The 25,746-nt window shown below is 35.5% G+C and carries 22 protein-coding genes; 16 read left to right on the top strand and 6 right to left on the bottom strand.

Annotation, left to right across the window (positions count from 1 at the left end):
• The first annotated feature begins 12 nt into the window (after positions 1-12).
• The 5 genes from MKY69_RS10180 to MKY69_RS10160 all read left to right on the top strand — a co-directional run bounded on the left by MKY69_RS10180 (position 13) and on the right by MKY69_RS10160 (position 8,249).
• Positions 13-2,061 carry a 3-hydroxyacyl-CoA dehydrogenase/enoyl-CoA hydratase family protein gene (locus tag MKY69_RS10180; RefSeq protein ID WP_003108871.1) on the top strand — a complete coding sequence of 683 codons (2,049 nt, stop codon included), beginning with the start codon at positions 13-15 and terminating at the stop codon, positions 2,059-2,061.
• A 44-nt stretch (positions 2,062-2,105) separates the two neighbouring features.
• Positions 2,106-3,644: a long-chain-fatty-acid--CoA ligase FadD gene (gene fadD, locus MKY69_RS10175; protein ID WP_340791804.1), complete on the top strand. Its 1,539-nt coding sequence runs from the start codon at positions 2,106-2,108 to the stop codon at positions 3,642-3,644.
• A gap of 27 nt (positions 3,645-3,671) precedes the next feature.
• Positions 3,672-5,246 (top strand): acyl CoA:acetate/3-ketoacid CoA transferase, encoded by a 1,575-nt coding sequence (locus MKY69_RS10170; protein ID WP_311981946.1) that lies wholly within the window; start codon positions 3,672-3,674, stop codon positions 5,244-5,246.
• Between the two features lie 102 nt (positions 5,247-5,348).
• Complete coding sequence (locus MKY69_RS10165; protein ID WP_340791801.1) at positions 5,349-7,547, top strand: helix-turn-helix domain-containing protein; 2,199 nt, start codon at positions 5,349-5,351, stop codon at positions 7,545-7,547.
• 117 nt (positions 7,548-7,664) lie between these two features.
• Entirely contained in the window at positions 7,665-8,249 is a 585-nt protein-coding gene (locus MKY69_RS10160; RefSeq protein WP_003108876.1) for a helix-turn-helix transcriptional regulator, read from the top strand.
• A 55-nt stretch (positions 8,250-8,304) separates the two neighbouring features.
• Here MKY69_RS10160 and MKY69_RS10155 read toward each other — a convergent pair whose 3' ends face one another.
• On the bottom strand, positions 8,305-9,147 hold the full coding sequence (locus tag MKY69_RS10155) for a DUF368 domain-containing protein (protein WP_003107914.1): 843 nt from the start codon (positions 9,145-9,147) through the stop codon (positions 8,305-8,307).
• 826 nt (positions 9,148-9,973) lie between these two features.
• On the opposite strand from MKY69_RS10155, the gene MKY69_RS10150 reads away from it, so the two are divergent.
• A complete protein-coding gene (locus MKY69_RS10150) occupies positions 9,974-10,252 on the top strand; it encodes a hypothetical protein (RefSeq protein ID WP_045407558.1) in 279 nt (92 codons plus the stop codon).
• A gap of 58 nt (positions 10,253-10,310) precedes the next feature.
• Complete coding sequence (locus tag MKY69_RS10145; protein WP_041828673.1) at positions 10,311-10,706, top strand: hypothetical protein; 396 nt, start codon at positions 10,311-10,313, stop codon at positions 10,704-10,706.
• Positions 10,707-10,753: 47 nt separating this feature from the next.
• On the opposite strand, the gene MKY69_RS10140 is transcribed toward MKY69_RS10145, so the two are convergent.
• The gene (locus MKY69_RS10140) at positions 10,754-11,245 is read right to left on the bottom strand and encodes an NAD(+) diphosphatase (protein ID WP_003107909.1); all 492 of its coding nucleotides are present in this window, start codon (positions 11,243-11,245) and stop codon (positions 10,754-10,756) included.
• Positions 11,246-11,438: 193 nt separating this feature from the next.
• Between MKY69_RS10140 and MKY69_RS10135 the strand changes: the two genes are divergently transcribed.
• Positions 11,439-12,188 carry a helix-turn-helix domain-containing protein gene (locus MKY69_RS10135; RefSeq protein WP_013794523.1) on the top strand — a complete coding sequence of 250 codons (750 nt, stop codon included), beginning with the start codon at positions 11,439-11,441 and terminating at the stop codon, positions 12,186-12,188.
• A 147-nt stretch (positions 12,189-12,335) separates the two neighbouring features.
• Here MKY69_RS10135 and rpmG read toward each other — a convergent pair whose 3' ends face one another.
• Positions 12,336-12,485, bottom strand: coding sequence for a 50S ribosomal protein L33 (gene rpmG, locus MKY69_RS10130; RefSeq protein ID WP_002982147.1), 150 nt, complete (start codon positions 12,483-12,485; stop codon positions 12,336-12,338).
• 15 nt (positions 12,486-12,500) lie between these two features.
• Positions 12,501-12,683, bottom strand: a complete 183-nt coding sequence (rpmF, locus tag MKY69_RS10125; protein WP_000290414.1) for a 50S ribosomal protein L32 — start codon at positions 12,681-12,683, stop codon at positions 12,501-12,503.
• A 396-nt stretch (positions 12,684-13,079) separates the two neighbouring features.
• Here rpmF and hisS point away from each other — a divergent pair, with 396 nt between their 5' ends.
• The 5 genes from hisS (at position 13,080) to MKY69_RS10100 (ending at position 19,054) form a co-directional block, all read left to right on the top strand.
• Positions 13,080-14,357, top strand: a complete 1,278-nt coding sequence (hisS, locus tag MKY69_RS10120) for a histidine--tRNA ligase (protein WP_037620328.1) — start codon at positions 13,080-13,082, stop codon at positions 14,355-14,357.
• A 154-nt stretch (positions 14,358-14,511) separates the two neighbouring features.
• Positions 14,512-16,260 (top strand): aspartate--tRNA ligase, encoded by a 1,749-nt coding sequence (gene aspS, locus MKY69_RS10115; protein ID WP_071519003.1) that lies wholly within the window; start codon positions 14,512-14,514, stop codon positions 16,258-16,260.
• Positions 16,253-17,224 carry a YitT family protein gene (locus MKY69_RS10110; RefSeq protein ID WP_340791793.1) on the top strand — a complete coding sequence of 324 codons (972 nt, stop codon included), beginning with the start codon at positions 16,253-16,255 and terminating at the stop codon, positions 17,222-17,224. The genes aspS and MKY69_RS10110 overlap by 8 nt, the downstream gene beginning before the upstream one ends.
• Before the next feature lie 17 nt (positions 17,225-17,241).
• Positions 17,242-18,120, top strand: coding sequence for a YitT family protein (locus MKY69_RS10105; RefSeq protein WP_003107898.1), 879 nt, complete (start codon positions 17,242-17,244; stop codon positions 18,118-18,120).
• Between the two features lie 55 nt (positions 18,121-18,175).
• The gene (locus MKY69_RS10100) at positions 18,176-19,054 is read left to right on the top strand and encodes a YitT family protein (protein ID WP_003102528.1); all 879 of its coding nucleotides are present in this window, start codon (positions 18,176-18,178) and stop codon (positions 19,052-19,054) included.
• A 54-nt stretch (positions 19,055-19,108) separates the two neighbouring features.
• Here the strand turns inward: MKY69_RS10100 and MKY69_RS10095 are convergent.
• Positions 19,109-20,238 (bottom strand): IS3 family transposase gene (locus MKY69_RS10095; RefSeq protein ID WP_445684232.1). Its coding sequence is split into 2 segments (ribosomal slippage): positions 19,109-19,965 and positions 19,965-20,238, totalling 1,131 coding nucleotides; the frame shifts between segments, so codons are not numbered across the junction.
• Between the two features lie 99 nt (positions 20,239-20,337).
• Complete coding sequence (gene argS / locus MKY69_RS10090) at positions 20,338-22,026, bottom strand: arginine--tRNA ligase (RefSeq protein ID WP_003107896.1); 1,689 nt, start codon at positions 22,024-22,026, stop codon at positions 20,338-20,340.
• Between the two features lie 286 nt (positions 22,027-22,312).
• Between argS and argR the strand changes: the two genes are divergently transcribed.
• Genes argR through mutS form a run of 3 tightly spaced genes read left to right on the top strand, consistent with a single transcriptional unit; the run spans position 22,313 to position 25,642 of the window.
• Complete coding sequence (argR, locus tag MKY69_RS10085) at positions 22,313-22,750, top strand: arginine repressor (RefSeq protein WP_003105697.1); 438 nt, start codon at positions 22,313-22,315, stop codon at positions 22,748-22,750.
• Positions 22,747-23,100, top strand: coding sequence for a YlbF family regulator (locus tag MKY69_RS10080; protein ID WP_340791790.1), 354 nt, complete (start codon positions 22,747-22,749; stop codon positions 23,098-23,100). Before argR ends, MKY69_RS10080 begins: the two co-directional genes overlap by 4 nt.
• Positions 23,087-25,642 carry a DNA mismatch repair protein MutS gene (gene mutS, locus MKY69_RS10075; RefSeq protein WP_340791788.1) on the top strand — a complete coding sequence of 852 codons (2,556 nt, stop codon included), beginning with the start codon at positions 23,087-23,089 and terminating at the stop codon, positions 25,640-25,642. Before MKY69_RS10080 ends, mutS begins: the two co-directional genes overlap by 14 nt.
• Positions 25,643-25,746: the final 104 nt, after the last annotated feature.

Here is a 25,746-nt window from a genome sequence, read left to right as displayed (position 1 = left end):
AGGAGACTGATTATGAATGAAGAATTTAAAGTTGCCGTGATTGGCGCTGGAACAATGGGTTCTGGTATTGCTCAAAAAATTGCTCAAGAAGGAATTACTTGTTATTTAGTTGATGTAAGCCAAGAAGCAGTTGACCGTGGTATGAGTATTATCAAAAGAATGCTTGATCAAGGTAAAGAACGCAAAGTATTTACAGAAACATTTGTAGAAAATACATTAGCTCGTTTAATCCCAACAACAAATTACGAAGATTTAAAATCAGTTGATTTTATCATTGAAGCCGTCTTTGAAGATGAAAAAGTAAAAGCAGATGTTTTAGCTAAACTGGATCAAATTTGTGATGAAAAAACAATTTTAAGTTCAAACACATCAAGTTTCTATATTAAAAACTTGGCTAAAGCCACTAACCGTCCAGACCGTTTTATTGGAATGCACTATTTCTTCCACCCAGCTAAAAACCGTTTATTAGAAATCATTTCGCATGAAGGAACAAGTCCAGAAACTGTCGCAATTGCTAATAAATTCTCTGATATGCATGGTAAAACAGCTATTACTGTTAAAGATGCTCCTGGTTTTGCGGTAAACCGTTTCTTCGTTCCTTGGTTAACTGAAGCTGTTAAACTTTTTGAAGAAGGAGTTGCTAATAAAGCAACAATCGATGCAGCGGCGCGTGCTGCTTTCAAAATTGGTATGGGTCCATTTGCCTTGATGAATGCTACAGGTATCCCAGTAGCTTACCATTCTGCAAATACATTGGGACGTGAAGTATCTGACTCTTATTACCCATCTGATCTTCTCAAAGCACAAGTTGAGTCTAAAGAATTATGGAATATCGAAGATGGACCAATTGATGAGAGTAAATTCCCAGCGGTTCAAGAACATCTATTAGCAACAGTAATCAGTATTGCTGCTAAACTTGTCGATGAAGGTGTAGCTACAATCGAAGATGTCAACAGAGGAGCTGTTGTTGGATTGCGTTGGAAAGTTGGACCTTTCCAATTAGCTAATCAATTAGGAGTTAAGAAAGCTTATCAAATGACGGAAGCTTTAGCTGAGAAACGTCCTGGTTTTGAAGTTAGTCAAACATTAAAAAATCAAGCAGATTTAGATAAAGCATTTAATTTTAGCTTTGTTGATTATAGTATTTCAAATGGAATTGCTAAAATTCGCATTAACCGTCCAGAAGCTATGAATGCTCTGAATCCAACAGTTGTTGGCCAAATTGAAGAAGCCTTCAATAAAGCTGAAGCTGATGATGCCGTTCGTGCTATTGTCTTCTCAGGAGCTGGTAAAGCCTTTGTCGCTGGAGCTGACTTGAAATTCTTCGTCGATGCAATCAAAACTGATAGCTTAGATAAAAACTATGCCTTTACGGCGGGTGGACATCGATTGCTCCGTCGTATTGAATTGAGCAAAAAATTTACTATTGCCTTGTTAGATGGTTTATCCCTAGGCGGCGGCTCAGAATTAGCTTTAGCCTGTCAAGCAATTATTGCAACTGAGAAAGGATCAATGGGCTTCCCAGAAAGTGGCCTTGGAATCTATCCAGGACTTGGAGGCATGCTTCGTACAAATCACCAAATCGGTAAAGAATTAGCTAAATACTTTGTCATGTCAGGACGTGGAATTTCAGCTAAGGATGCACATGACTTAGGAATTGTAACCAAATTAGTAGATTCAGCACATATCAATGAAGGTATTGAAGAATTAATTAAAGAAGGCCGTCCTGATAAATATCGTCAACGTGCTGTTCCAGCTAAATTTGAAGAAGTGAAAGTTGCCTTCTCTGATGATAACTTCAACAATACAATTAATGGGCTACCATCAGAAGGTGTCAGTCCAGAGTTTGCTGCTAAAATGGGTAAAACAATTTCTTATAAAGCCCCTAGTATTAGCAAACAAATTCCTGAAATGATTAATCAACAAGCAAACATGAATTTGGATGAAGGTATTGCTTATGAATTAGGCTTACTAAATCAAACTTTTGGAAAGAAAGAAGCTTTGATTGGTTTAGAAGCTTCCCTTGCAGGACAACGTCCTGATTACAGTAAATTAGCTTAAGAGAATTAGGCTACTACCTATCGAAACCTTAAAGGAGTAGTAATGTGAAAAACGACTGGTTATCTGAAAGAGCGAAACTAAGTGGCTCAAAAACAGCAATCATCGAAGCTGAAAAAGGTCATCAATGGACGTTTCAAGAAATGAATCAAAGGGCCATCAATTTAGCTGATTATTTACTATTACGTGGTGTTAAGGCGGGTGATCGCGTAGCCTTGTTTTCTTCAAATGATATTGCACATTTTGACTATCTCTTTGCTTGCACGAAAATAGGAGCAATCTTTATTCCATTAAACTGGCGACTTAGAGATACAGAAATTAAGCAAATAGTTGAGGATGCGGACCCTAAATTACTAGCTTACTCAAGAATACATAAAACGAGACTGACCTTAATAGATGAAAATTTATTTGACTTAGATATTGATTCTGAGGCTTACCAAGAAATTGTAGTTAGTCAGACCTCAAAAAGTATTCCAATTAGAGATTTTCCAGATGAAGATACTGCTGTATTAATATATACGAGTGGAACAACTGGTAAGCCTAAGGGAGCAATGATTAGTCATAAGGCAATCCGTCACAATGCTTTAGTTAGTATACCAAGTTGGAATATTAGTGCATCAGATAGAGGGATGACAACAACACCAATGTTTCATACTGCTGGATTATTCTGTTTCACTATTCCAATTCTGATGGCTGGTGGACAGATTATTGTTCAACGTTTCTTCTATACTGACGAAACGATAGAAATAATTCGTGATTTTAAACCAACAAAAGCATTCTTTGTCCCAACAATGTGTTATATGTTAGCAGATTCAAAATTATTTAAAAAAGAGAATTTTAAATCGTTGAAATTTATTATTTCTGGGGGAGCCCCACTATCAGAAAATATTTTTCAATTGTTTGCTGATGAAGGTTTACCATTAGTTAATTCTTACGGGTTAACTGAAGTTGGTCCAAACAATTTTTTTATAACACCAGAAATACAGCGTATAAAACCAACTGCTGTTGGAAAACCAATATTATTTAACACAGTCAAATTGGTTGACGAAAATGGTCAAGAAGTATCAGATGGTGAAGTTGGTCAATTGATTATTAATAGTGAGGCACGTTTTAGTGGCTATTGGAATAATCAAGCAGAGACTGATAAGGCAATTATTGATAATTTTGTTTACACTGGTGATTTAGCAAAAAAGGATCCAGATGGGGATTACTTTATTGTTGGTCGCAGTAAGGAAATGATTATTACTGGTGGTGAAAATGTTTATCCAAGTGAAGTAGAGAACGTCTTGAATAAACATCCTGAAGTAATGGATTCCGTTGTCTTTGGTTTACCAACTGCACAATGGGGAGAAAGTGTAGTTGCGGCAATTATTCTTAAAGAAGCCAATCCTCAGATTCTTGACTCTTTAAAACCTCATGTTCAAGAGAATTTAGCAGGATATAAAACACCAAAAAGATATTATTTTTTAAATGATTTTCCAAAAACACCAATTGGTAAAATTGATCGCAAAGCATTAGAGAAAATGGCACGTGAAAAAGAAGCTCAACATCAAGAAGAAGAGAAAGCTTTACAAATCATTATGTAAAAGAATAGAAGCCTTGGAGATAGATATATGGATAAATTAATTACTTATAGAGAAGCAGCTAATTTAGTTAAAGATGGTGACTTGTTAGCAACCCTAACCTTTGGTCTAGGAGGACTTCCTGAACAATTATTAGTGGGTGTGGAAGAACGTTATGCTGAGGAACAACATCCAAAAGACATTACATTTATGTGGTCTTGTGGTATTGGGAACAGTCAATATGGTCGTGGTGCTGACCATATGATTGCACCTGGATTAGTTAAACGTGTTATTGCAGGGCATGTAGGTTCATCTCCAGGTATGGTTGAAAAAATTGTAAATAATGAGTATGAAGTTTATCTTTGGCCTCAGGGTGTTATTACACAATTATATCGTGCAATTGCTGGCCGAAAACCATATTTAACTAAAGTCGGATTAAAAACATTTGTAGATCCTCGTTTATCTGGATCTAGATCGACAAAGAAAACAACAGAGGATATTATTGACCTAGTAGAATTTGGTGGTGAAGAATGGCTTCATTATCCAACTTTAAATATTGATGTTGCTTTTATCAGAGGTACTTACTCTGATGAAAATGGTAATATCAGTCTTAAAGATGAAACATGTAAATTAGAACAATTAGAGTTAGCTATGGCTGCTAAAAATTCAGGTGGAATTGTTATCTGTCAAGTTAAAGAAATTGTTCAAAATGGGCAGATTCATCCAAAAAATGTTCAAATTCCTTTTGGATTAGTCGACTATGTTGTTCTTGCTGAAGATAAATACCATTATCAAACAGTAGGTACCTTCAGTAATCCAAAACTTAGTGGTGATATTCGTGTACCGACTAACCATGGGAAAGTAAAACCAGCACCACTTAATACGAGAAAAATTACAGCCCGTCGTGCAGCAATGGAACTTCGTCCTGGTGATACGATTAACCTTGGCTTTGGTTCACCAGATATGGTGGCACAAGTAGCTGCTGAAGAAGGTGTTAGTGATCGTTACCATGCTACCCTTGAAATGGGACTATGGGGTGGGATTCCAGCAGTAGGAAATGATTTTGGATCTGCTGTTAATCATGAGGCAGCCATTCCAATGACAAATCAATTTGATTACTATGATGGTAATGGACTTGATTTAACAGTATTAGGAATAGGTGAAATTGACCAATATGGAAATAATAATGTTACGAAATTTGGACCCAAAGTACCTGGACCTGGTGGATTTATTAATATTTCTCAAAATACGAAGCGTATAGTCTTTATTGGGACTTTCACTGTTGGTGGAAAAGTTCACTGTGAAGAAGGAAAACTAGTCATTGATGACCAAGGTAGAGGACCTAAATTCATTAAAGATGTTGAGCAAGTTAGCTTTTCTGGAGAATATGCAACAGAGTCTGAACAAGAAGTCTTATATGTTACAGAAAGAGCAGTCTTTGACCTCCATGAAGGAAAAGTACGCTTAATTGAAATTGCCCCCGGTGTAGAGTTGCAAAAAGATATTCTGGATCAAATGGAATTTGAACCAATGATTTCTAAGGATTTGAAAGAAATGGATAAAGGTATCTTCTGTGAAGAATGGGGTCGCCTAGCAAATATTATTGATTCTAAAGAGCAAGCATAAGATAAAACCGTAGATATTTATTATCTATGGTTTTTAATGCACAAAAGTTGTTGAAACAGCTTTCATTGGATACAATAGAAGGGAATAGATAGGATTAATGATATGAAAAAAATAATCGGAAAAAAAGATACCAATGAGTTTATTAAAAAAATTGAAAAACATTTGAAGTCGACTTCGCGTCAGGTTTTAAATATGAATTCTCGAGAAGAAATTCTGACCATAGTTGGGCAAAGCTTCAAGGAGATATTGTATTCGGATTTCGTTTGTATTGCTTTAAATCGTAAAGATTTATTAGAACCACAATACTTGTCTGGTGAAGAAGAATTACGCTCAATCTTCCCCTATCCTTCCCAAGAAGTTAATCAAATTCTATATCACCAGAGTATCAAATCAGATGATAATGCTTTAGCAACGAACTCGATTCTCAGTAAATATTTTGAAGATCGCCAGATTGACTCATGGTTTACAATCCCTATCACTCAGAATGGATCTAATCTTGGAATTATTATTGCCGGTTACTATGATGGGCGTCCATTTATTGATGAGATGAGACAAGTTTTTAAGGAATTGGGTGAATATATTGCAATTGCAATTGACATGATTCAGAAAAATGAGAGTAATCAAAAAGACCTTAGGATAATTACACATTCAGCACATCAATTAATGATGCAAAATTCAATTGATGATTTATTAGAAAATGTTGTGACTTTATCTGGTAGAGAAATCAAAACACATTTTTCAGGCATATATCTACTAGACGAAAAACGAGACGCCCTCTTATTACAAAAGCCAAGTTTTGGTTATGTGACCATGGACAGTTACATTCCTTTACACAAAGGGAATGAATTAAGAAATTATTTTCCTCACGTTGAACAGATAGGGTTCTCTCAAATTTCTTTGCCAATTGTTATTAATGATTTGTTAGTAGGAGTGATGGTTTGTAAAAAATCAGAAGAGAAAATTTTTTCCAAAAAAGATTTTGAATTACTGAGAACCTATTCTAATTATTTCAGTGCTATGTATGAGAATCTTTCACTGAGAAAAAGAGAACATGACCGAAGTAAAGCACTAGAAGATTTACTAAATCTACAAAATGATTTAATTAAAAAATCTATTAATCAGGTTAATGTTGATGATATGGACAAAGTGTTATCTGAGTATATTTCTAGTGATGTATTAGTATTTGACCAACTGCTAAATCTTCATTCATGGCATGGTAATGAAAGTAATCAAACGATAGTTGACAGTCTTGTCAAGCAAGTTATAGCTCATAAAACTAAATATGTTAAAAAGGTCAGTCCCTTTTCAATAGTTGTTGATGGCAAAGAATTTGTCTTTAATAAAATTGAGGGTGGACATGATGTATTGGGCTACTTAGTTTATCTAAAATCTGATAGTAATGATATGCTTGAAAACTTTTCATTAGCTATTTCCATGGCAATTAGTATTTATGCCACTTTCTTTATGAAATATAAGATTGAAAGAAATGCTGTCAACCAATTAAAGAATAACTTTGTAGGGGCCCTATTATCAAGTAAAGCTGGAGAAGAGATGGATCAAATCATTGATTATGCTGCCTATTTTAATTTTGACATCTATCATTCCCATATGATAGCTGTAATTGATTTATACAGCCAAGCTGTCAACCCACAAGATATCATAAACCAACGGATTGAACGTAATAAAATCATGAATGAGATAAACTATCAATTAGCGTCCTTTGATAATAATTTAATTTCTGCAATTTTTAAAGGTAAATTAGTCTTATTTAAACCTTTGGAACAAGGGCAGACAGACTATTGGGGGAATCTTTACACCTTTGTCAAGTCAACTCAAAATTGTGATATTGAAATTTGGTTAGCTGTCGGAAGTAAAGTTGACAAGATAGTTGACTATCGGGATAGCTATCGTAAAGCTTTGCATGTTTTAAATGTCATGCAAAATACTGGCTTTAAAAAACACTACGGTAGTTTTGAAGAACTGGGATCTTATTCTTTACTGCATACTTTGACTCAAAATAACGAGACTGGATTGTTTGTTAAAGCACAATTAGGTCTCCTGTGGGAACAGTCACAAAATCAATCAATTGACTTATTCCAAACTCTCAGAGTGTATCTGGAAAATCAAGGACAAATTACAGCAAGTGCTGTTCAGTTATTTATTCATCGATCAACTTTGCTTTACAGGCTGGAAAAAATTTCTGATTTACTACAAATGGATATTAATCAACAGCGAAATCAATTTAATCTTATACTTGCTTATCATCTTTTTGATCTTTATGGACAGAGTGTTTTTGAGTAAACTTGACAGAGAGTTTACAGTGACAAATACATTGGAAATACCCAATTTGGCTAATGTCAAAGACCTTTGATAGAATATATCATCATTGAATTATATGATATAGGAAAGGAGGTATTTATGGAACTTGGGAAACAAGTCGCAACGCGTCGAAAACTGTTGGGGTTAACTCAAGAACAAGTGGCAGATAGAATATTTGTGAGTCGACAAAGCATCTCAAACTGGGAAACTAACAAAACTTATCCTGATATCCAAAGCTTGTTATTGCTGAGTCAATTGTTTCATATGTCACTTGAAGAACTAATTCAAGGAGATCTTGCAGAAATGAAGAATGAAGTTAATAAAGTAGAAATTGGACATTACCAGAAAGATAGCCTTATTTTTTCTGTCTTGTTAATAGGATTACCTATAATTGCCTATCCCCTATTTCATTTTTGGGATTGGTATGGCGTCGGAATTTTCGCTTTTCTTTGGGGAATTGCAATGATATATGCAAATCGGGTTGAAAAATTTAAGAAAGCGAATAACATAAGAACCTTTAAAGAACTAATTGCTTTTGATCAGGGGATTCCTTTAAGTCAGCTTGAAAGAGCAGAGGAAAAGGCAAAATTTCCTTATCAGAAGCCACTGATTGTTTTTGGATTTGCCTTATTTTCAGTTACTATGGTTGTGCTCACAGCATTTGTAATAAAATGGCTATTTTAAAAGAGCTTGGATCTGGTCCAAGCTCTTTTTTTGTTATCAATTAATTATTACTTATTTATTTATACTTGTCTTCCAGTTGACTCATCCATAGGCCGAGCCAGATTCCAAGTCCGAATAATAGCAGAGCCATTCCCCAGGCTAAGAATCCAGCACCCGCGTATGAAATTGCTTCACTGCTTCCAGTATTGGGAATGAGAATGAGTAAAGTACTTGATAATACGATACCGATGATAAAATGATAAACTCTAGAATGATAGTTTTGTAAGGCATAATCCATGGCTTTTGAAAAGGCCACCATTGCAATAACTCCACCGACTGCTATTGGAAAGAAGGTTCCTAGAAGATCCAAAGATTTGAACCCACGAAGCATTGGAGAATAGATACCTAAAATAAGTAGTAGATTAGATGGACTAAGTCCAGGAACAAGGACACCTAAAGCAATTAATATACCGGCTAGCATAAAGGTAATAAAGTTGACAGGTAAGGTACCCACTATATCATCTAGGAAATAAAGCAAGAGCCCTGAAATGACAAAAGTGCCGATGAACCAAATAATATCAACTGTGTCTCGTTTTGATTTTTTGGTGGACTCAGAAAGAAGACTTGGTATAGTCCCAACAATAGCTCCGGCAAATCCCCAAAGTACAGGAACTTGGAAATGTTTTAAGAGAAATTCCACTGGAAATGAAAAAAGAGCAATCCCGATGATGCCACCAATCCCTACAGGAAGAAAGTAGAGTAAATTTTGCATAAAATTATCACGGATGTGCGCTAAAAAGTTAATCAAGCGTTCATAGATACCTAAAATAGCAGCTAAAACACCACCAGAAACGCCTGGTAAAATAAAGCCTAGAGCAATAATCATCCCTTTAACTAAACGACCTAAAAATGAACCCATGTAAACCTCCTAAACAATAATAAATTTATTGTAACATAAAAGCTTATATAGTTCATTTAAGAGCTCAAACTAACAGTTATTGTTAGATGAAACAATTGTGATAATAAATTACTATTAATTTATCGAATATAAAAAACAATAATAAAGATATACAATCACTTCCTTGGAGATACTAGGTTGATTGTCATGTGAACAATGGTATGGAGAAAAATAGATTTTGTTAATTAAAAATGTATCTTTTTCCACTTCGTTGAGACAAAAGATACCTAATCCAATTTAACATATTACTAAATAATTTATCAAAACAAGTCCGGCAATATTAAATTGAGAGAATGTCTTATCTAATAGTGGTAACAAAAGATGAATTAATTAGCCATTGCCATAGAAATGTATAATGAAAAGGAGGAAAGGGTAAGTAATTAGAATCAGTTTTCTTCTATTTAGCATATTCTTAAAAATATTTCGATAAGTATTTTACCTAGACAAAAGTAATAAAAGATTTGTGGAGTTGCCGGTGTGGCTCCTCCATCACTTGTCCATTTTCCTCCAATAATTGATTCTAAAAATCAGAAGAGAGAACTGAATCGTTATTAGATTTTAGTGTTTCCATTGAGATTCCTCCAAAAATTTTGGGATGCACCCATAAATATACTCTAACAGAAAATTTATATGATTTATTGAAAATTCTCAAATGATCGAAATAGATTCTGAATGGTAATAAAATTGTGTATTTTGTAACTGTTGCGCCTATTTCCTCTTACGTTGCGTGATTTTTTGAATGATCTAAACTATACTTGCCTTAAGCATAGGAAAGGGGTTTTACATTATGTTACAATTTATTAAAGTAAACAAAAAATATCTTATTTGGGTTATCTTATTTGGACTTGCTGGAGTAGTGATTTCTTCAATTTTTGATTATTTAGTTAAATTTATGAATGCATATCCAAGATTAAGCCGTATCATCGTTATAGGTATGATACTAGCAACCATGATTTACAATCCACATCTGATACTTTTAGATCTTTTAATAATTTTAGTTATAGCGTATGATTTAGCAAAAACAAAAAACAAATTATTGGGGCAAGAATGGAAATTTCAGAATTAATTAAAACATCCCGTCAAAAAAAGGCCTGACACAGCAAGCCCTAGCGGATAAGATTTATGTGACCAGACAAACCATTTCGAAATGGGAACTGGGCAAAAGCATCCCTGATCAGGTTTCCTTAAATCTGCTATATAAGGAACTTCATATAGAAACAGAAACACAAAAGACCATAACACAGAGTTTGTTTGGCAAGGAACAAGCTGTCAGGCTTGCATTAGTTTTACTCTTGTCGCCAGCTGTTCTTCTGCTCCGCTATGGCCTATTTAATCTCAACCAAGTCAAAGATAAGCGCCTAACTTTATTGATTAAGTGTCTTCTGACATTGCTTTTGGTCCTATATCTTAAGTCCCTTAAAGATTCTGTTTTCTATATAGCATGCGCAGCACTATTTGTCAGTTACCTTAGCTACCGCCTCTATCAATTAAGTTTAGAAAAAGAGCACAAAGATGAATAGAATCAACTCAAGTTTACAGCAAAAAAAGAGACCAGTTCTGGTCTCTTTTACATGTTTTGATTAAGGTAGGCGGTCAAAAACTTTTCAGCAAGGCTATTTGGAAAAATATTAACCTTAGCCTCTTCAGGGCTGTACCAGTTTGCGTTATCAATTTCATGGTTGGGTGAGAAATCAGTGTCATCTTCAACAAAAGCTGTGAAGTTGCACATGAGTGTATTTGATGGTTGAAAAAAATGAGTCTGGTTGAATTGAATTAAGCTAGCACTTAAGCCGGTTTCTTCTTTCAGTTCACGAAGAACAGTGTCTTCAACACGTTCACCATGGTTAACATAGCCTGCAACCAGAATTTTTTTAGGACGATCATACTGTTGTATCAGCAGAATTTTTCCATTGGCTTTGTTGATAGTAATGATGCTCACTGCCACATTATACATGGGGAAACGGAAAGTAGCGCACTTGAGACAATAAGGCGCAAGTCCTTCATGTTCAAGCTCTTTTTCAATTAATTCATACCCACATTCTTGACAAAATTTATTCACTGGAATACCTCTTTTTATAATTTATCATATTGATAAATTATAGCATGTAATATTATTTTTCACGAGTATTGTCCATTCAGATTATGATATGATGGACATTATAAAGTGATGAATTGTCGTATTTACATAATGTTACAAATTGTGGCTAGCATAATTTAGAAATCACAATAGAATGGACGGTAAGGAGAAAAGTATGACTATTAGTGAGAAATTAAAAACATATCGAAAAACACAAGGCTTTACCCAAGAGGAGGTGGCTAAAAGATTAAATGTCTCTCGTACAACTGTGTCAAGTTGGGAGACTGGTAGAACCTTTCCAGATATCGAGAGAATGATTAATCTTGCTGATCTCTACCAACTCTCCTTAGATCAATTACTAAGAGAGGATCCACAAATTATGAAAAACATTAAAACTGAACGACGAGCTTTAAAACATTATCGATTTATTAAAAAGTTAACTTTAATGTTGGTAGGACTATTTTGCCTATATAATCTTTATTGGTTTATGGTGATATATCCTAAGAATACAAAATTAAATAGTTGGCAGCAAAGTGATAACATCTATAAATTAAACAAGGGGGGCTTACATTATACGGCTAACAAGATAGATTATCTATTAGGTTTAAAAAATAGAACAATCAATGTTTCCACAGAAGGAGAAGCTCCCTTTAATATACATATCACTGGTGATTACGTATACATCAATGTCTACAAAAATGATAAGTATAATAAAGACGGAAGTACGCTGGAACTGCCTAAAGATTTTCATTTTTTGGCTAAACTTAAAAAATCAGAAATTAGAAAAGATAATGCCCTTCATTTTGATCATTTTGAGGGGAGTATTAAAGAGGCAAATGCTCAACGTTTTATTGAGAAAAATAGACAAGCTTTCAATCAAGAATATAGTCAAACACTTAAAGTGTGGCAATCGATAAATTATTAATGTCATTAATAAAAAATCTAGAGAATAATTGAAATGGTAGTAAAAGAAACTATTCTATTCGAAAAGGTTTTAGAAGGGTAAAAATAGATTAAGATAAAACAAAGAAGAGCCAATGAATTAGATTTCATTGGCTCTTCTTTGTTTTAATTATTTAACTTCAGTGAAAGTTACGTGTTTACGTAATTTTGGTGAATATTTTTTCAATTGAAGACGGTCTGGAGTGTTACGTTTGTTTTTTGAAGTAAGGTACAAGCGTTCACCAGATTCTTTGTGTTCAAGTGTAATATTTACGCGCATGGTATCTCCCTTCTATTATTTAGCTTCGTTAGCTTTAGCGATTTTACGTCCTTTGTAGTATCCTTTAAGTGATACACGGTGAGAACGTGAGTAATCTCCAGTAGTTTCGTCGAATTGTACAGATGGAGCTGTCAATTTGTAGTGTGTACGACGTTTGTTCTTTTTAGCTTTAGACGTGTGACGTGCAGGAACTGCCATTTTTTCTATCCTCCGATTAAATTATGTAGGGTTTATTGTAGTAGCGATTTAAATGCTCTGAATCAAAAAGGTTCATGAGAATTTTGAGTTACTAGCAACCCTGATTCATTTTTAGTTTACGTGATTTTCATCAACTTTAACATGATATCATATCTTTTTTGTAAAGTAAAGTTACTTGACACTTTTTTCAAAAGTTATTTTCTACATAAAACAAAAAGCAAGAATTCAGTTGATGAAAGCGTAATTTACTAGCTGTGATAAATGCTAGTCAATCTTTTTTGTGGTAAAATAGTTATGATTAAATGTTAAAGAAAGGATAGAGTCCTAGCTATTTTATATCAAAAATTTATTAACCAATAACTGATGAAAACCAAAGGACTCCAAGTATCTTATCAAATGAAATTACAAAAACCAAAGGGAACTCAGGACATTCTTCCTGCTGAAGCTGCCAAATGGCAGTATGTTGAACATGTTGCACGTGAAACATTTAAAAAGTACAATTATGGTGAAATTAGAACACCAATGTTTGAACACTATGAAGTAATCAGCCGCTCAGTCGGTGATACAACAGATATTGTTTCCAAAGAAATGTATGACTTTAATGACAAAGGTGGCCGTCACATTACGTTACGTCCAGAAGGAACAGCTCCTGTTGTGCGCTCATATGTGGAAAATAAACTCTTTGCTCCAGAAGTGCAAAAACCACTAAAAATGTACTATATCGAGCCAATGTTTCGTTATGAACGTCCACAAGCAGGTCGCCTTCGTCAATTCCATCAGATTGGGGTAGAGTGCTTTGGTTCAGCCAATCCCGCTATAGATGTTGAAACAATTGCTATGGCTTATGATTTATTTAATGCACTTGGAATTGGGAATTTGAAACTGTCAATCAATAGTCTTGGAAATCCATCAAGTCGCGCAGCTTATCGCCAAGCCCTAATCGACTTCTTAACACCACAAAAAGATAAGTTATCAAAAGATAGCCAACGTCGTTTAGAAGAAAATCCATTACGTGTCTTAGACTCTAAAGAAAAAGAAGATATCGAGGCTGTAAAAAATGCACCATCAATCTTGGAATTCTTGGATGAAGAAAGTCAAGCTCACTTTGATGGGGTACGCGACATGTTAGATATGTTAGGAATTTCCTACACAATTGACACCAACATGGTTCGTGGTTTGGACTACTATAATCACACGATTTTTGAAGTCATTACCGAAATTGAAGATTCTGAATTAACCGTTTGTGGTGGGGGTCGCTATGACGGCTTAGTCACTTACTTTGATGGGCCAGAAACTGCTGCATTTGGCTTTGGTCTAGGTTTAGAGCGTCTCTTGATGATTATCGAAAAATTAGGGATTGAGCTTCCAATTGAAGAAAATCTTGATTTATATATGGCCGTTCTTGGGGATGGAGCAAATAGCAAAGCTTTAGAGCTTGTTCAAGCTATCCGCCGTCAAGGATTCAAAGCAGAACGTGATTATCTTGGTCGTAAGATTAAAGCGCAATTTAAGTCTGCGGATGTCTTTAAAGCTAAAGCCATTATCACTTTAGGTGAAAGTGAAGTTGAAGCAGGTAAGGTAACCATCAAAAACAATCAAACGCGCCAAGAGTTAGAAGTGACTTTTGAAGAACTAACAAATGACTTTGCAGCTGTGCTAGCAAAATTAAACTAAAAGAATAGGACGTGGAAACTTTCACGTCTTTTCCTATCTTTGAAATTTTGACCCAAAATTTCTCAGCGATTTTCAGAAAGTCCTCACAAAAGGTGGGGTTTTTATGGCCTTTTTGTTATAATGGTAGGGACTAAAAAAGTATTGGAGTAATAGAATGAAACGAAGCATGTATGCAGGACGTGTCCGATCTGAACATATCGGACAAGAAATCACCCTAAAAGGGTGGGTAAGTCGTCGTCGAGACTTAGGTGGTCTTATTTTTATCGACTTACGAGATCGTGAAGGGATCATGCAGCTTGTTATTAATCCAGAAGAAGTATCAAGTGAGCTCATGGCAATGGCTGAAGGCTTACGTAGTGAATATGTGATTGAGGTAACTGGTCAAGTTGAGGCTCGTCAACAAGCCAATGACAACTTAGCAACTGGTCAAGTTGAACTTAAAGTAACAAGCTTAACAATTTTGAATACTTCTAAAACGACGCCATTTGAAATTAAAGATCAAGTAGAAGTTAGTGATGAAACACGGTTACGTTACCGTTACCTTGATTTGCGTCGTCCAGAGATGTTAGAAAACTTTAAATTACGTGCTAAAGTAACACATTCAATTCGTAATTATCTTGATGACTTAGAATTCATTGATGTGGAAACACCAATATTAACTAAATCAACACCTGAGGGCGCGCGTGACTATTTGGTACCAAGTCGTGTCAGTCAAGGACATTTTTATGCCTTACCACAAAGTCCACAGATCACAAAACAATTGTTGATGAATTCAGGTTTTGACCGCTATTATCAAATTGTTAAATGTTTCCGTGACGAAGACCTTCGTGGTGACCGTCAACCAGAATTTACCCAAGTTGACTTAGAAACATCATTCCTTGATGAATATGAGATTCAAGAGATTGTTGAAGGCATGATTGCTAAAGTTATGAAAGAAACGAAAGGAATTGAAGTGACACTTCCTTTCCCACGTATGGCTTATGATACAGCAATGAACCGATATGGATCTGATAAGCCAGATACGCGCTTCGAGATGCTATTACAAGATCTTACTGAAGTTGTTAAGGAAGTTGACTTTAAAGTCTTCTCTCAAGCAGAGACAGTAAAAGGTATTGTTGTCAAAGGTAAAGCAGATAGCTACTCACGTAAAGACATTGATAAAATGACAGAGTATGCTAAACAATTTGGTGCCAAAGGTTTAGCATGGGCCAAAGTTGTTGATGGGCAATTAACTGGTCCTGTTTCTAAATTTTTAGTGCCAATTACTGATCAATTAACAAGTCACTTAGATGCTGGTGAGGGAGATTTAATTCTCTTTGTAGCAGATAGTTTAGAAGTTGCTAACAATACTTTAGGCGCCTTAAGAACACGCATTGCTAAGGAGCAAAACTTAGTTGACGCTGATAAGTTCAATTTCATATGGGTTATTGATTGGCCAATGTTTGAATGGTCTGAAGAAGAAAATCGCTATATGTCAGCACATCACCCATTCACCTTACCAACTGAAGAGACAGTAGAATACTTAAATGGCGACCTTGCCAAAGTTCGTGCCGTTGCTTACGATATCGTTCTTAATGGTTATGAATTAGGAGGCGGTAGCCTTCGGATTAATCAAAAAGATATGCAAGCTAACATGTTCAAAGCCTTAGGCTTTACAGAAGAAGACGCCAAAGAACAATTTGGCTTCCTGTTAGAAGCAATGGATTATGGTTTCCCGCCACATGGTGGATTAGCAATTGGACTCGACCGTTTTGTCATGTTGCTAGCAGGTAAAGATAATATTCGTGAAGTTATTGCCTTTCCTAAAAATAATAAAGCGTCAGATCCAATGACACAAGCTCCAAGTACAGTTTCAGTAAAACAATTAGAGGAATTGAGTCTACAAATACAAGATCATGATTAAAAAACCTGCTTATAAAAAACCTGATTATAAGAAAAGTCCCTATAAAAAACGAGTGAAGTATGTCATCGGTAGAGGTGCCAAACGTGTCGGTTTACTAAACACGTTGAGAAGTATTTCCAGAGACAAGTATGGAGAGAAAATATCTGCTTCACTCTTATATGGGATATTATCAAGTATAGCTGTTAATATTTTTTATCAGCCAGGGCATGTATATGCCAGTGGAGCAACTGGTTTAGCACAGATTATATCTGCCCTATCAGATCGCTTTTTTGGCTTTGTTTTCCCTATATCAGTGGCCTACTACCTTATTAATATGCCTTTGATGTTATTAGCTTGGTATAAAATTGGGCATAAATTTACAGTCTTTACCTTCATAACGGTTTCAATGAGCTCTCTCTTTATCCAATTGATGCCTCAGATTACCTTAACGACTGACCCCTTGATTAATGCTATCTTTGGTGGTCTGTTTATGGGTCTCGGCATAGGCTACTCATTACGCTCAAGAATTTCTAGTGGTGGGACTGACATAATTAGTTTAACCTTAAGAAAATCCACTGGTAAAGATGTTGGAGTTATTGCATTAATTATTAACGGGGTTATTTTGACGATTGCTGGACTTCTGTTTGGTTGGCAATATGCTCTTTACTCAATGGTTTCTATTTTTGTATCTAGTCGTGTGACAGATGCTCTGTATACGAAACAGAAGAAAATCCAAGCCATGATTGTAACGGAGCATCCAGATCGTGTTATTGCAGCAATCCATAAAAAACTGCATCGTGGGGTAACCTGTATTAATGATGCGGAAGGAACCTATAAACATGTACATAAGTCTGTCCTGATTACCATTTTAACCCAGGAAGAATACAATGATTTTAAATGGATTATGGCCAAGGCCGATTCGAAAGCTTTTATATCAGTTGCAGAAAATGTTCGAATCATTGGTCGATTCGTTGAGGATGATTAGAAAAATCAGGAGGGATTATGCCCATAGATAATAAACTACAAATTAAAAACTTCTTCTTCATTATTTTAGGAGCAGGTATATATGCTTTTGCGTTTGTTTATTTCTATATGGCAAACAGGATTGCCGCAAATGGCTTAGCAGGTTTAACATTAGTTGCCAAAGCACTCTTTAATATTAATCCAACAATCACAGGTTATTTGATTAATCTGCCCTTAGTTTTTCTTGGAGTAAAATATTTTGGTAAGCGATCAACAGTTTACACTGTCACAGGAATTGTTGCCATGTATTTATTTGTTTGGGTTTTCCAACAAATTCCATTTATCATCGATTTAGACCATGATAGTCTGGTAGTGTCGTTAATGGCTGGTATCATTGGTGGTATTGGCGGGGGCATCGTTTTTCGAACTGGTGGAACAATTGGTGGAGCTGATATTATTGCAAAAATGATTGAAAATAGATTTGGTTTACAATTAAACCAAGCACTATTAGGGATTGATGTTTTTGTAATGATTGTTTCCCTAACTTATATTTCACTGCCTGATATGATGTATGCTTTAATAGCAAGTTTTATGTATGGTCGAATTGCTCACTTGGTGCAAAATGGTGGTTATTCTGTTCGAGGAACAATTATTGTTTCAGAAAATTATTCTGATATTGCAACATTTATCATGGAGGAATTAGGGCGAGGAGTAACCTATTTGAATGGTGAAGGAGCCTATTCAGCAAGAGAAAAGAAAGTCATTTATGCCGCTCTAAGTCGAACGGATGTTCGCGAGTTGAAAGCAATGGCTAATGAAATTGATCCGAGAGCCTTTATCTCAATATTTGATATGGATGAAATTAATAGTCCTGATTTCTTTATTAATAAACCGAAAAATCGGAAAAAGAAAAAATAGCTAGTTTGCTTCTACATGAAGCGGCTAGTTTTTTGTGAAAGAATGAGGTGAAATGATGAACAATATAGAACGTTTAAATAGGCTAAAAGAATTAGTCCTCATTACTCTTGGGGTAGCAATATATGCTTTTGGTTTTGTAAATTTTAATATGGCAAACAAATTGGCAGAAGGTGGTGTAGCTGGAATTACTTTAATACTCCATGCAATGATAGGGATTAACCCAGCCTATTCTTCTCTGATTCTAAACATTCCTTTATTTATCTTGGGAGCGAAAATTTTTGGTAAGCGGTCGCTATTCCTTACAATCTATGGCACTGTAACAATGTCAATTTTTATCTGGCTTTGGCAGAAGGTTCCTATTGCCATGGGACTGGAACACGATATGATGTTAGTGGCAGTTGTTGGGGGGTTATGCGCCGGTCTTGGTAGTGGAATTGTTTTTCGATATGGTGCAACTACTGGTGGAACAGATATCATTGGTCGAATTGCTGAAGAAAAATTGGGCATTAAGTTAGGACAAACGTTGCTTTTTATAGATGCTTTAGTTCTAATTGCCTCTTTATCCTATATTGACCTCAAACATATGCTTTACACCTTAGTAGCTTCCTTTGTTTTTAGTCAAGTCATTACAGTTGTTCAAAATGGTGGTTACACAATTCGTGGTATGATTATCATTACTAAGCATTCAAAAGCTGCAGCTGCACAGATTTTAACTGAAATCAATCGTGGGGTTACCTACTTGAGAGGTGAGGGAGCTTATTCTGGTAATGAGTACAATGTTATGTACATCACTTTAAGTCCTAATGAGGTCCGTGAAGTCAAACGAATCTTGGCTGATCTTGATCCAGATGCCTTTATCTCAATTGTTGATGTTGACGAAGTAATTAGTTCGGACTTTAAAATACGTCGCAAAAATTATGATAAACCAGTATAAAAAAACAGTTCCCAAGGCACTGCACCCCAATAGTGGGACAGAAGAAAAACACTCTTATGAAACCAATTTTCTGAATTGAACAGGAGATTGGTTTTTTAAATGACGTTGAATTCTAGTTTCATTATAAAATGTTATGTAATTTTTAACAATATTTGTTATACTAACTTTGTTGTGTTTTCTCCTATCTTGGAGATAAAAGGTTTCAGTCTTTAAAGCGGAGTGAAACCATTCAATACAGGCGTTATCTGCAGGTGTCCCTTTTCGAGACATTGAGCGGGTAATGCCTTTTTCAATACAAGCGAGATAGTAAGCATGTGATGTATAGACAGATCCTTGATCACTGTGTAATAGGACTCCTGATTCTAAATCAAGTTGATTAAGGGTATCAAGTACAAGATCATTGTCCTGTGTATCTGAAATAGTATAGGCCACAATTTCACGATTATAAAGGTCCATAATAGATGACAAGTATAAGGTAGTTTTTCCAAAGTTGAGATAAGTAATATCTGTAACTAGTTTTTGTAATGGTCTGGTTGCCTTAAAGTCACGGTCTAGCTTATTGTCTGTGACGTAGTATGGCCTACCTAATTTAGGGGACTTCTTTATTCTAGTGCGACATAGCCACCCTCTGCTCTTCATGATACGATAGACTTTCTTTACATTGGCATTAATCCCAAACTCTTTCTTTAGAAGACTTGTAATGGTTCTATAACCATATATAAACTTATATTTTAAGCAGAGCTCTTCAACTTTTTCGATAAGACTATCATGAATAGGAGGCTTGATATTAGATTTCCACCGATAATAGGTTGAGCGTGAGACCTTAAAACAGTCCAGAATAAAACCTAATGGATACTGATATCTGTAGTAATCAACAAGCTTGATGAGTGTTACTTTATCGATTTTCTCATCAAGCTTTGATACTTTTTTAAAAGTTCAACTTGTAGTTTTAATTGCTCAACTTCTGATAACTGTTCCATTCCTTGACCGTAAGTATATTGCTTACCTACAGGTTGATGAAAACGATACGTTTCTCCTTTTTGATACCAGCGCCACCATGTATATATCTGGCTTTTATTTTTAATACCAAGTCTATCCATAATAACTTTTTCGGGCTTACCTGATTTCTTCATTTCAATACAGGCTAATTTGGTTTCTAACGAGTAAGCTTTTTTGACCATAATAAAACACTCCTGATTCTATTTTACTAGAATTCTACAGGAGTGTTTTTCTTGTGTCTCATTTATTGGGTGCAGTGCCCAAGGAACTGTTTTTTTATATATTTACATTTTTTCAGGAGCTTCAACGCCAAGTAGACGAAGGGCTTCTTTAAGGACTATACCAGTTGAGTAGCATAATGCTAATCTGCTGTCACGCTCGTCACTTTCATCAAGGATATGTGTGTGTGCATAGTATTTATTAAAGGCTTGAGCCAATTGGATTGCATACTTAGCAATGGTTGATGGGTCATATTTTTCAGCCGCACGTTGGATAGTTTTGCTGAAGGCTTGAATCAACTTGATAATTTCCCAGCTTTCAGTATCGTTTAATGAATAGTTAGCACTAGCATCTGGAGTGAAATTAGCTTTGCGTAAAATTGACTGAATACGAGCATAAGCATATTGAACATAAGGACCAGTTTCACCTTCAAATGAAACCATTGCTTCTAAGTCGAAGTCATAACCATTGTCACGATCTGTTTTCAAGTCATAGAACTTGATGGCACCAATACCAACTTGTTTAGCAACTTCTTCTTTGTTTTCTAAATCAGGATTTTTTGCTTCGATTTGCGTAAGGGCACGAGAAACGGCTTCGTCTAAAGTTGGTTCAAGTAAGATGATATTACCTTTACGAGTTGATAGTTTTTTCTTATTCTTAGTAACTAGACCAAATGAAACGTGAACCATATCGTCTGACCAGTCAAATCCCATTTCTTTAAGAACTGCTTTTAGTTGTTTGAAGTGATGTGATTGTTCTTGACCAACAACGTAAATATTTTTAACAAAGTCAAATGTACGTTTACGGTACATTGCTGTGGCCATATCACGCGTGATATAAAGGGTAGCACCATCAGATTTTTTGATAAGTGCTGGTGGAAGGTTGTATTTTTCAAGGTCAACAATTTTAGCACCTTTAGAGTCATGAAGAAGGTTTTTATCTTCAAGAATTTGAAGACCTTCATCCATCTTATCATTATAGAAGGCTTCCCCATGGTAATGGTCAAAAGTAATATTTAGTTTTTCGTAGATACGGTTAAATTCAACAAGACTTTCATCACGGAACCATTGCCATAAATCCCAAGCTTCTTTGTCGCCATCTTCCAATTTTTTAAACCATTGACGAGCTTCTTCATCAAGTTCAGGTTTTTCTTCCGCTTCGGCATTAATACGGACGTATAATTTCAAAAGTTCAGCAATTGGGTCAGCTTCAACAGCCTTTGGATCGCCCCAAAGTTTGTAAGCAACAATCAACATCCCAAACTGTTTACCCCAGTCACCTAAATGGTTAATACGGAATAAATTATAGCCTAGTTTAGAGTAAAGACTAGCAATAGAATCACCAATAACTGTTGAGCGAAGGTGACCAACTGAGAATGGTTTTGCGATGTTAGGACTAGACATATCTAAGGTAATGTTTTGACCATCACCAATATGTTGTTGACCAAAATCAGCTTTTTCAGTAATAACGTCTTTCATTACATCTTGAGAGATAAGTGATTTGTTAAGGAAAAAGTTAATGTAAGGACCAATAGCAACAACTTTTTCAAATTGGTCAGCATTAATTTTTTCAGCAAGGTCACTAGCAATCATTTGTGGGGCTTTACGAAGGACTTTTGCCAAGCTGAAAGCTGGGAAGGCTAAGTCACCCATTTCAGAATTTTTTGGTGTTTCAATTAAATTGATAATGGTATCTTGTTCCAACTCAGGAACAACTTTTGCAATTTCATTTGCAACGAGTGTTTTAGTATCCATTTGTTTTCTCCTAAAATAGTTTGTCATTTCATTTTATCACATTTTAACAAAATAAACGAGAGTTCGATTGAGAAATTATACCATAAATCTAAAAGGTAAAACAGTCAATTTAAAAAAAGTTAATAAATTAGTTAAAAAAATAAATATTTTTAAAAAAAGAGATAAAAAAGGGACTTATATCTATAAATTTTATTCATAAATTCTAAAATTGTGATGGATTTGGATGATATAAAGTAAGAAATTTGATATAATCTAGAGGATAATTATACAATTGGGGTGGAATCTTATGAATAAAATTGAGCGTCAAAATCATATAAAGCAGATTATTCAAGCTCAGCATATTGGAACCCAGGAAGACATTAAAACTTTCCTTCAGAATGATGGAATTAATGTTACTCAAGCAACACTGTCTAGAGATTTAAGAGAGATTGGACTTCTCAAGTTGCGTGATGAAAAGGGAAAATTATATTATAGTCTATCAGAACCTATGGCGACACCTTTTAGCCCTGATGTCCGGTACTATATTCAAAGTGTCGACCGAGCAGGATTTATGTTGGTCTTACATACTAGTTTAGGAGAGGCAGATGTCTTGGCTAATCTAGTAGATAGTGATAATATAGCAGATGTTTTGGGGACAATTGCTGGCGCAGATACGCTATTAATAATCTGTCGTAATGAAGAAATTGCCCAAAGGTATGAAAAAGATCTGGCTGCCAGCTTATGATACATTGTCAAGAATCTTTAAAGCAATTGATCGAAGCCGTTGAAAATCATAGCAGTATCAAGGATTTTAAAGCTATTAGTCAAAATAATCAGTTTTTAGAAAAATATAAGAACGATGCTTATTTAATGAAACTAAATCAACAGAATGCTCTCTTGTTTGAAAAGTTTGAAAAAACAAACGCTGCTAAACAATCAAACATAGAGGCAAGGAAATTGCAAGACAGTTTAGAAGCTCAGCCATTAATTAATGATTATAGACAAAAAATGCAAGATGCCAGTGATTTAATTCAATATGTAACTAAAACCATTGAAGAGAAAATTAATAAGGAGATAAAGGATGACAGAGCCTAAAGTTTCTCCTGGAATGCAACAGTATCTGGACATAAAAGTAAATTATCCAGATGCTTTTTTGCTTTTTAGGATGGGTGACTTTTACGAATTATTTTATGACGATGCTGTTAAAGCAGCTCAAATATTAGAAATTGGTTTAACCAGTCGCAACAAGAATGCTGAAAACCCAATACCCATGGCGGGAGTGCCCCACCATTCAGCACAACAATATATTGATGTTTTAATTGAGCAAGGTTATAAAGTAGCCATTGCTGAACAAATGGAAGATCCTAAAAAAGCTGTCGGCGTTGTTAAACGTGAAGTGGTTCAAGTGATTACTCCCGGAACTGTTGTCGATTCAGCTAAACCAACCAGTTCAAATAATTTCTTAGTTGCGATTGATTATAATGGTAGCAATTATGGTTTGGCTTATATGGACCTAGCTACTGGTGAATTCTTTGTGACAGCTCTGGAGGATTTCGCAAGTATTTGCAGTGAAATCTTAAATTTGAAAGCTAAAGAAGTTCTTGTTGGATATGACTTAAGTGGCCAAGAAGAAGAAATTTTAGTAAAACAATATAATCTATTACTATCTTATGAAAAGGAAGAAATTGATGACAGTAAACTTTTAGATAATAATTTGTCAATCATTGAAAAAATGGTCGCAAGTAAGTTATTAGCTTATGTGCACCATACGCAAATGCGCGACCTAATTCACCTTCAAAAAGTCGTTCACTATGAGATAAACGATTACTTACAAATGTCTTATGCTACTAAATCAAGCTTAGATCTACTAGAAAATGCTCGAACCGGGAAAAAACATGGCAGTCTATACTGGTTATTAGATCAAACCAAGACAGCAATGGGGATGCGACTACTGCGTGCTTGGATTGACCGTCCTCTAATTAGTAAAGAAGCTGTAATCCAGCGCCAAGAAATTATTCAAGTCTTACTTGATAATTTCATTGAGCGTTCTGATTTAAGTGATAGCTTAAAAGGTGTCTATGACATTGAAAGACTTTCAAGTCGTGTATCTTTCGGTAAGGTTAATCCCAAAGACTTATTGCAACTAGGACATACCTTAGCTCAAGTGCCAACAATTAAAGCCATTTTGGAAAGTATGGATAGTCCTCACTTAGAGGGACTCATTGCTGGTATCGACCCAATCCTTGAGTTAGAACACCTAATTCAATCAGCTATTGATCCAGATGCGCCTGCAACAATTAGTGAAGGTAATATCATCAAAACTGGTTTTGACAAACAATTGGATCATTATCGGAAGGTCATGAAAGAAGGCACGGGCTGGATAGCAGATATTGAAATGAAAGAGCGCCAAGCAAGTGGTATTAACAATCTTAAAATTGATTACAATAAAAAAGATGGTTACTATTTCCATGTCACAAACTCTAATTTATCCCTTGTTCCGGACCATTTCTTTAGGAAAGCAACCTTAAAAAATTCTGAGCGTTATGGAACCATGGAATTAGCTAAAATTGAAGGACAAATGTTGGAAGCTAGAGAAGAATCCTCAACTCTTGAGTATGATATCTTTATGCAATTGCGCTCACGAGTGGAAAATTATATTGATCGCCTTCAACAACTTGCCAAATCAATTGCTGCCGTCGATGTCCTCCAAAGTTTAGCAGTTGTGGCTGAGAAAAACCATTACATCAGACCAAGTTTCACCGACCATCAAGAAATTAATATCATTAATGGTCGCCATGCAGTGGTTGAAAAAGTGATGAGCGTCAAAGAATATATTCCCAACACCATTCAATTTAGTCAAGAAACGAATATCCAGCTCATTACAGGACCTAATATGAGTGGTAAATCAACTTATATGAGGCAGTTAGCTTTAACCAGTATTATGGCCCAACTTGGTTCTTATGTGGCAGCAGACCTTGCAGAAATTCCCATTTTTGATGCTATCTTTACAAGAATTGGCGCAGCAGATGACCTGATTTCTGGACAATCGACATTCATGGTCGAAATGATGGAGGCCAACCAAGCAATCAAAGGCGCAAGCCCACGGTCTTTAATTCTATTTGACGAATTAGGAAGAGGAACAGCTACTTATGATGGCATGGCGCTAGCTCAATCAATTATTGAGTTTATCCATGACCACGTGGGAGCAAAAACAATGTTTGCCACCCATTATCATGAGTTGACAGACCTGTCAAGCCGCCTAAAAAGCCTGACAAATGTCCATGTCGCAACCTTGGAAGAAAATGGCGAAGTGACTTTCCTTCATAAGATTGCCCAAGGACCGGCGGATAAATCCTACGGCATCCACGTGGCCAAAATTGCTGGGCTGCCAAAAGAACTCTTACAACGTGCGGATGCCATTCTCCAAAAATTAGAGAACCAATCGACTCAGTTGACACTAGTTGCCAATGCAGAGGAATCCCAACAAGCACAGACCGACAAGAATCAACAATTGGAACTCTTTGCCCCAGATGCTGAGGAGAACCAAGTCATTGAGCAATTGAAAGCCATGGATGTTATCAATATGACCCCAATGGAGGCTATGACTGCCCTCTATGAACTGAAAAAGAACTTATAAAAAAGTGGCAATCTGAGAGGAGATTGCCCTTTTGCTTTATGTTATAATAGACCATAAGAATGCGAGGAAAATGGAAGATGCAAAAGATTGTAGAATTAAACCTA

The sequence above is a fragment of the Streptococcus sp. FSL R7-0212 genome (genome assembly GCF_038007985.1).
GTDB classification, from domain to species: domain Bacteria; phylum Bacillota; class Bacilli; order Lactobacillales; family Streptococcaceae; genus Streptococcus; species Streptococcus parauberis.
This window is presented reverse-complemented; position numbering and strand designations above follow the sequence as displayed.

Bases quoted from the DNA above. Each gene is read 5' to 3' on its own strand.
- MKY69_RS10150 (WP_045407558.1), top strand. From the start codon at position 9,974: ATGTTACAATTTATTAAAGTAAACAAAAAATATCTTATTTGGGTTATC.
- argS (WP_003107896.1), bottom strand. From the start codon at position 22,026: ATGGATACTAAAACACTCGTTGCAAATGAAATTGCAAAAGTTGTTCCT.
- MKY69_RS10135 (WP_013794523.1), top strand. From the start codon at position 11,439: ATGACTATTAGTGAGAAATTAAAAACATATCGAAAAACACAAGGCTTT.
- mutS (WP_340791788.1), top strand. From the start codon at position 23,087: ATGACAGAGCCTAAAGTTTCTCCTGGAATGCAACAGTATCTGGACATA.
- argR (WP_003105697.1), top strand. From the start codon at position 22,313: ATGAATAAAATTGAGCGTCAAAATCATATAAAGCAGATTATTCAAGCT.
- hisS (WP_037620328.1), top strand. From the start codon at position 13,080: ATGAAATTACAAAAACCAAAGGGAACTCAGGACATTCTTCCTGCTGAA.
- MKY69_RS10100 (WP_003102528.1), top strand. From the start codon at position 18,176: ATGAACAATATAGAACGTTTAAATAGGCTAAAAGAATTAGTCCTCATT.
- MKY69_RS10155 (WP_003107914.1), bottom strand. From the start codon at position 9,147: ATGGGTTCATTTTTAGGTCGTTTAGTTAAAGGGATGATTATTGCTCTA.
- MKY69_RS10110 (WP_340791793.1), top strand. From the start codon at position 16,253: ATGATTAAAAAACCTGCTTATAAAAAACCTGATTATAAGAAAAGTCCC.
- rpmF (WP_000290414.1), bottom strand. From the start codon at position 12,683: ATGGCAGTTCCTGCACGTCACACGTCTAAAGCTAAAAAGAACAAACGT.
- MKY69_RS10165 (WP_340791801.1), top strand. From the start codon at position 5,349: ATGAAAAAAATAATCGGAAAAAAAGATACCAATGAGTTTATTAAAAAA.
- rpmG (WP_002982147.1), bottom strand. From the start codon at position 12,485: ATGCGCGTAAATATTACACTTGAACACAAAGAATCTGGTGAACGCTTG.
- MKY69_RS10170 (WP_311981946.1), top strand. From the start codon at position 3,672: ATGGATAAATTAATTACTTATAGAGAAGCAGCTAATTTAGTTAAAGAT.
- MKY69_RS10080 (WP_340791790.1), top strand. From the start codon at position 22,747: ATGATACATTGTCAAGAATCTTTAAAGCAATTGATCGAAGCCGTTGAA.
- MKY69_RS10160 (WP_003108876.1), top strand. From the start codon at position 7,665: ATGGAACTTGGGAAACAAGTCGCAACGCGTCGAAAACTGTTGGGGTTA.
- aspS (WP_071519003.1), top strand. From the start codon at position 14,512: ATGAAACGAAGCATGTATGCAGGACGTGTCCGATCTGAACATATCGGA.
- MKY69_RS10180 (WP_003108871.1), top strand. From the start codon at position 13: ATGAATGAAGAATTTAAAGTTGCCGTGATTGGCGCTGGAACAATGGGT.
- MKY69_RS10105 (WP_003107898.1), top strand. From the start codon at position 17,242: ATGCCCATAGATAATAAACTACAAATTAAAAACTTCTTCTTCATTATT.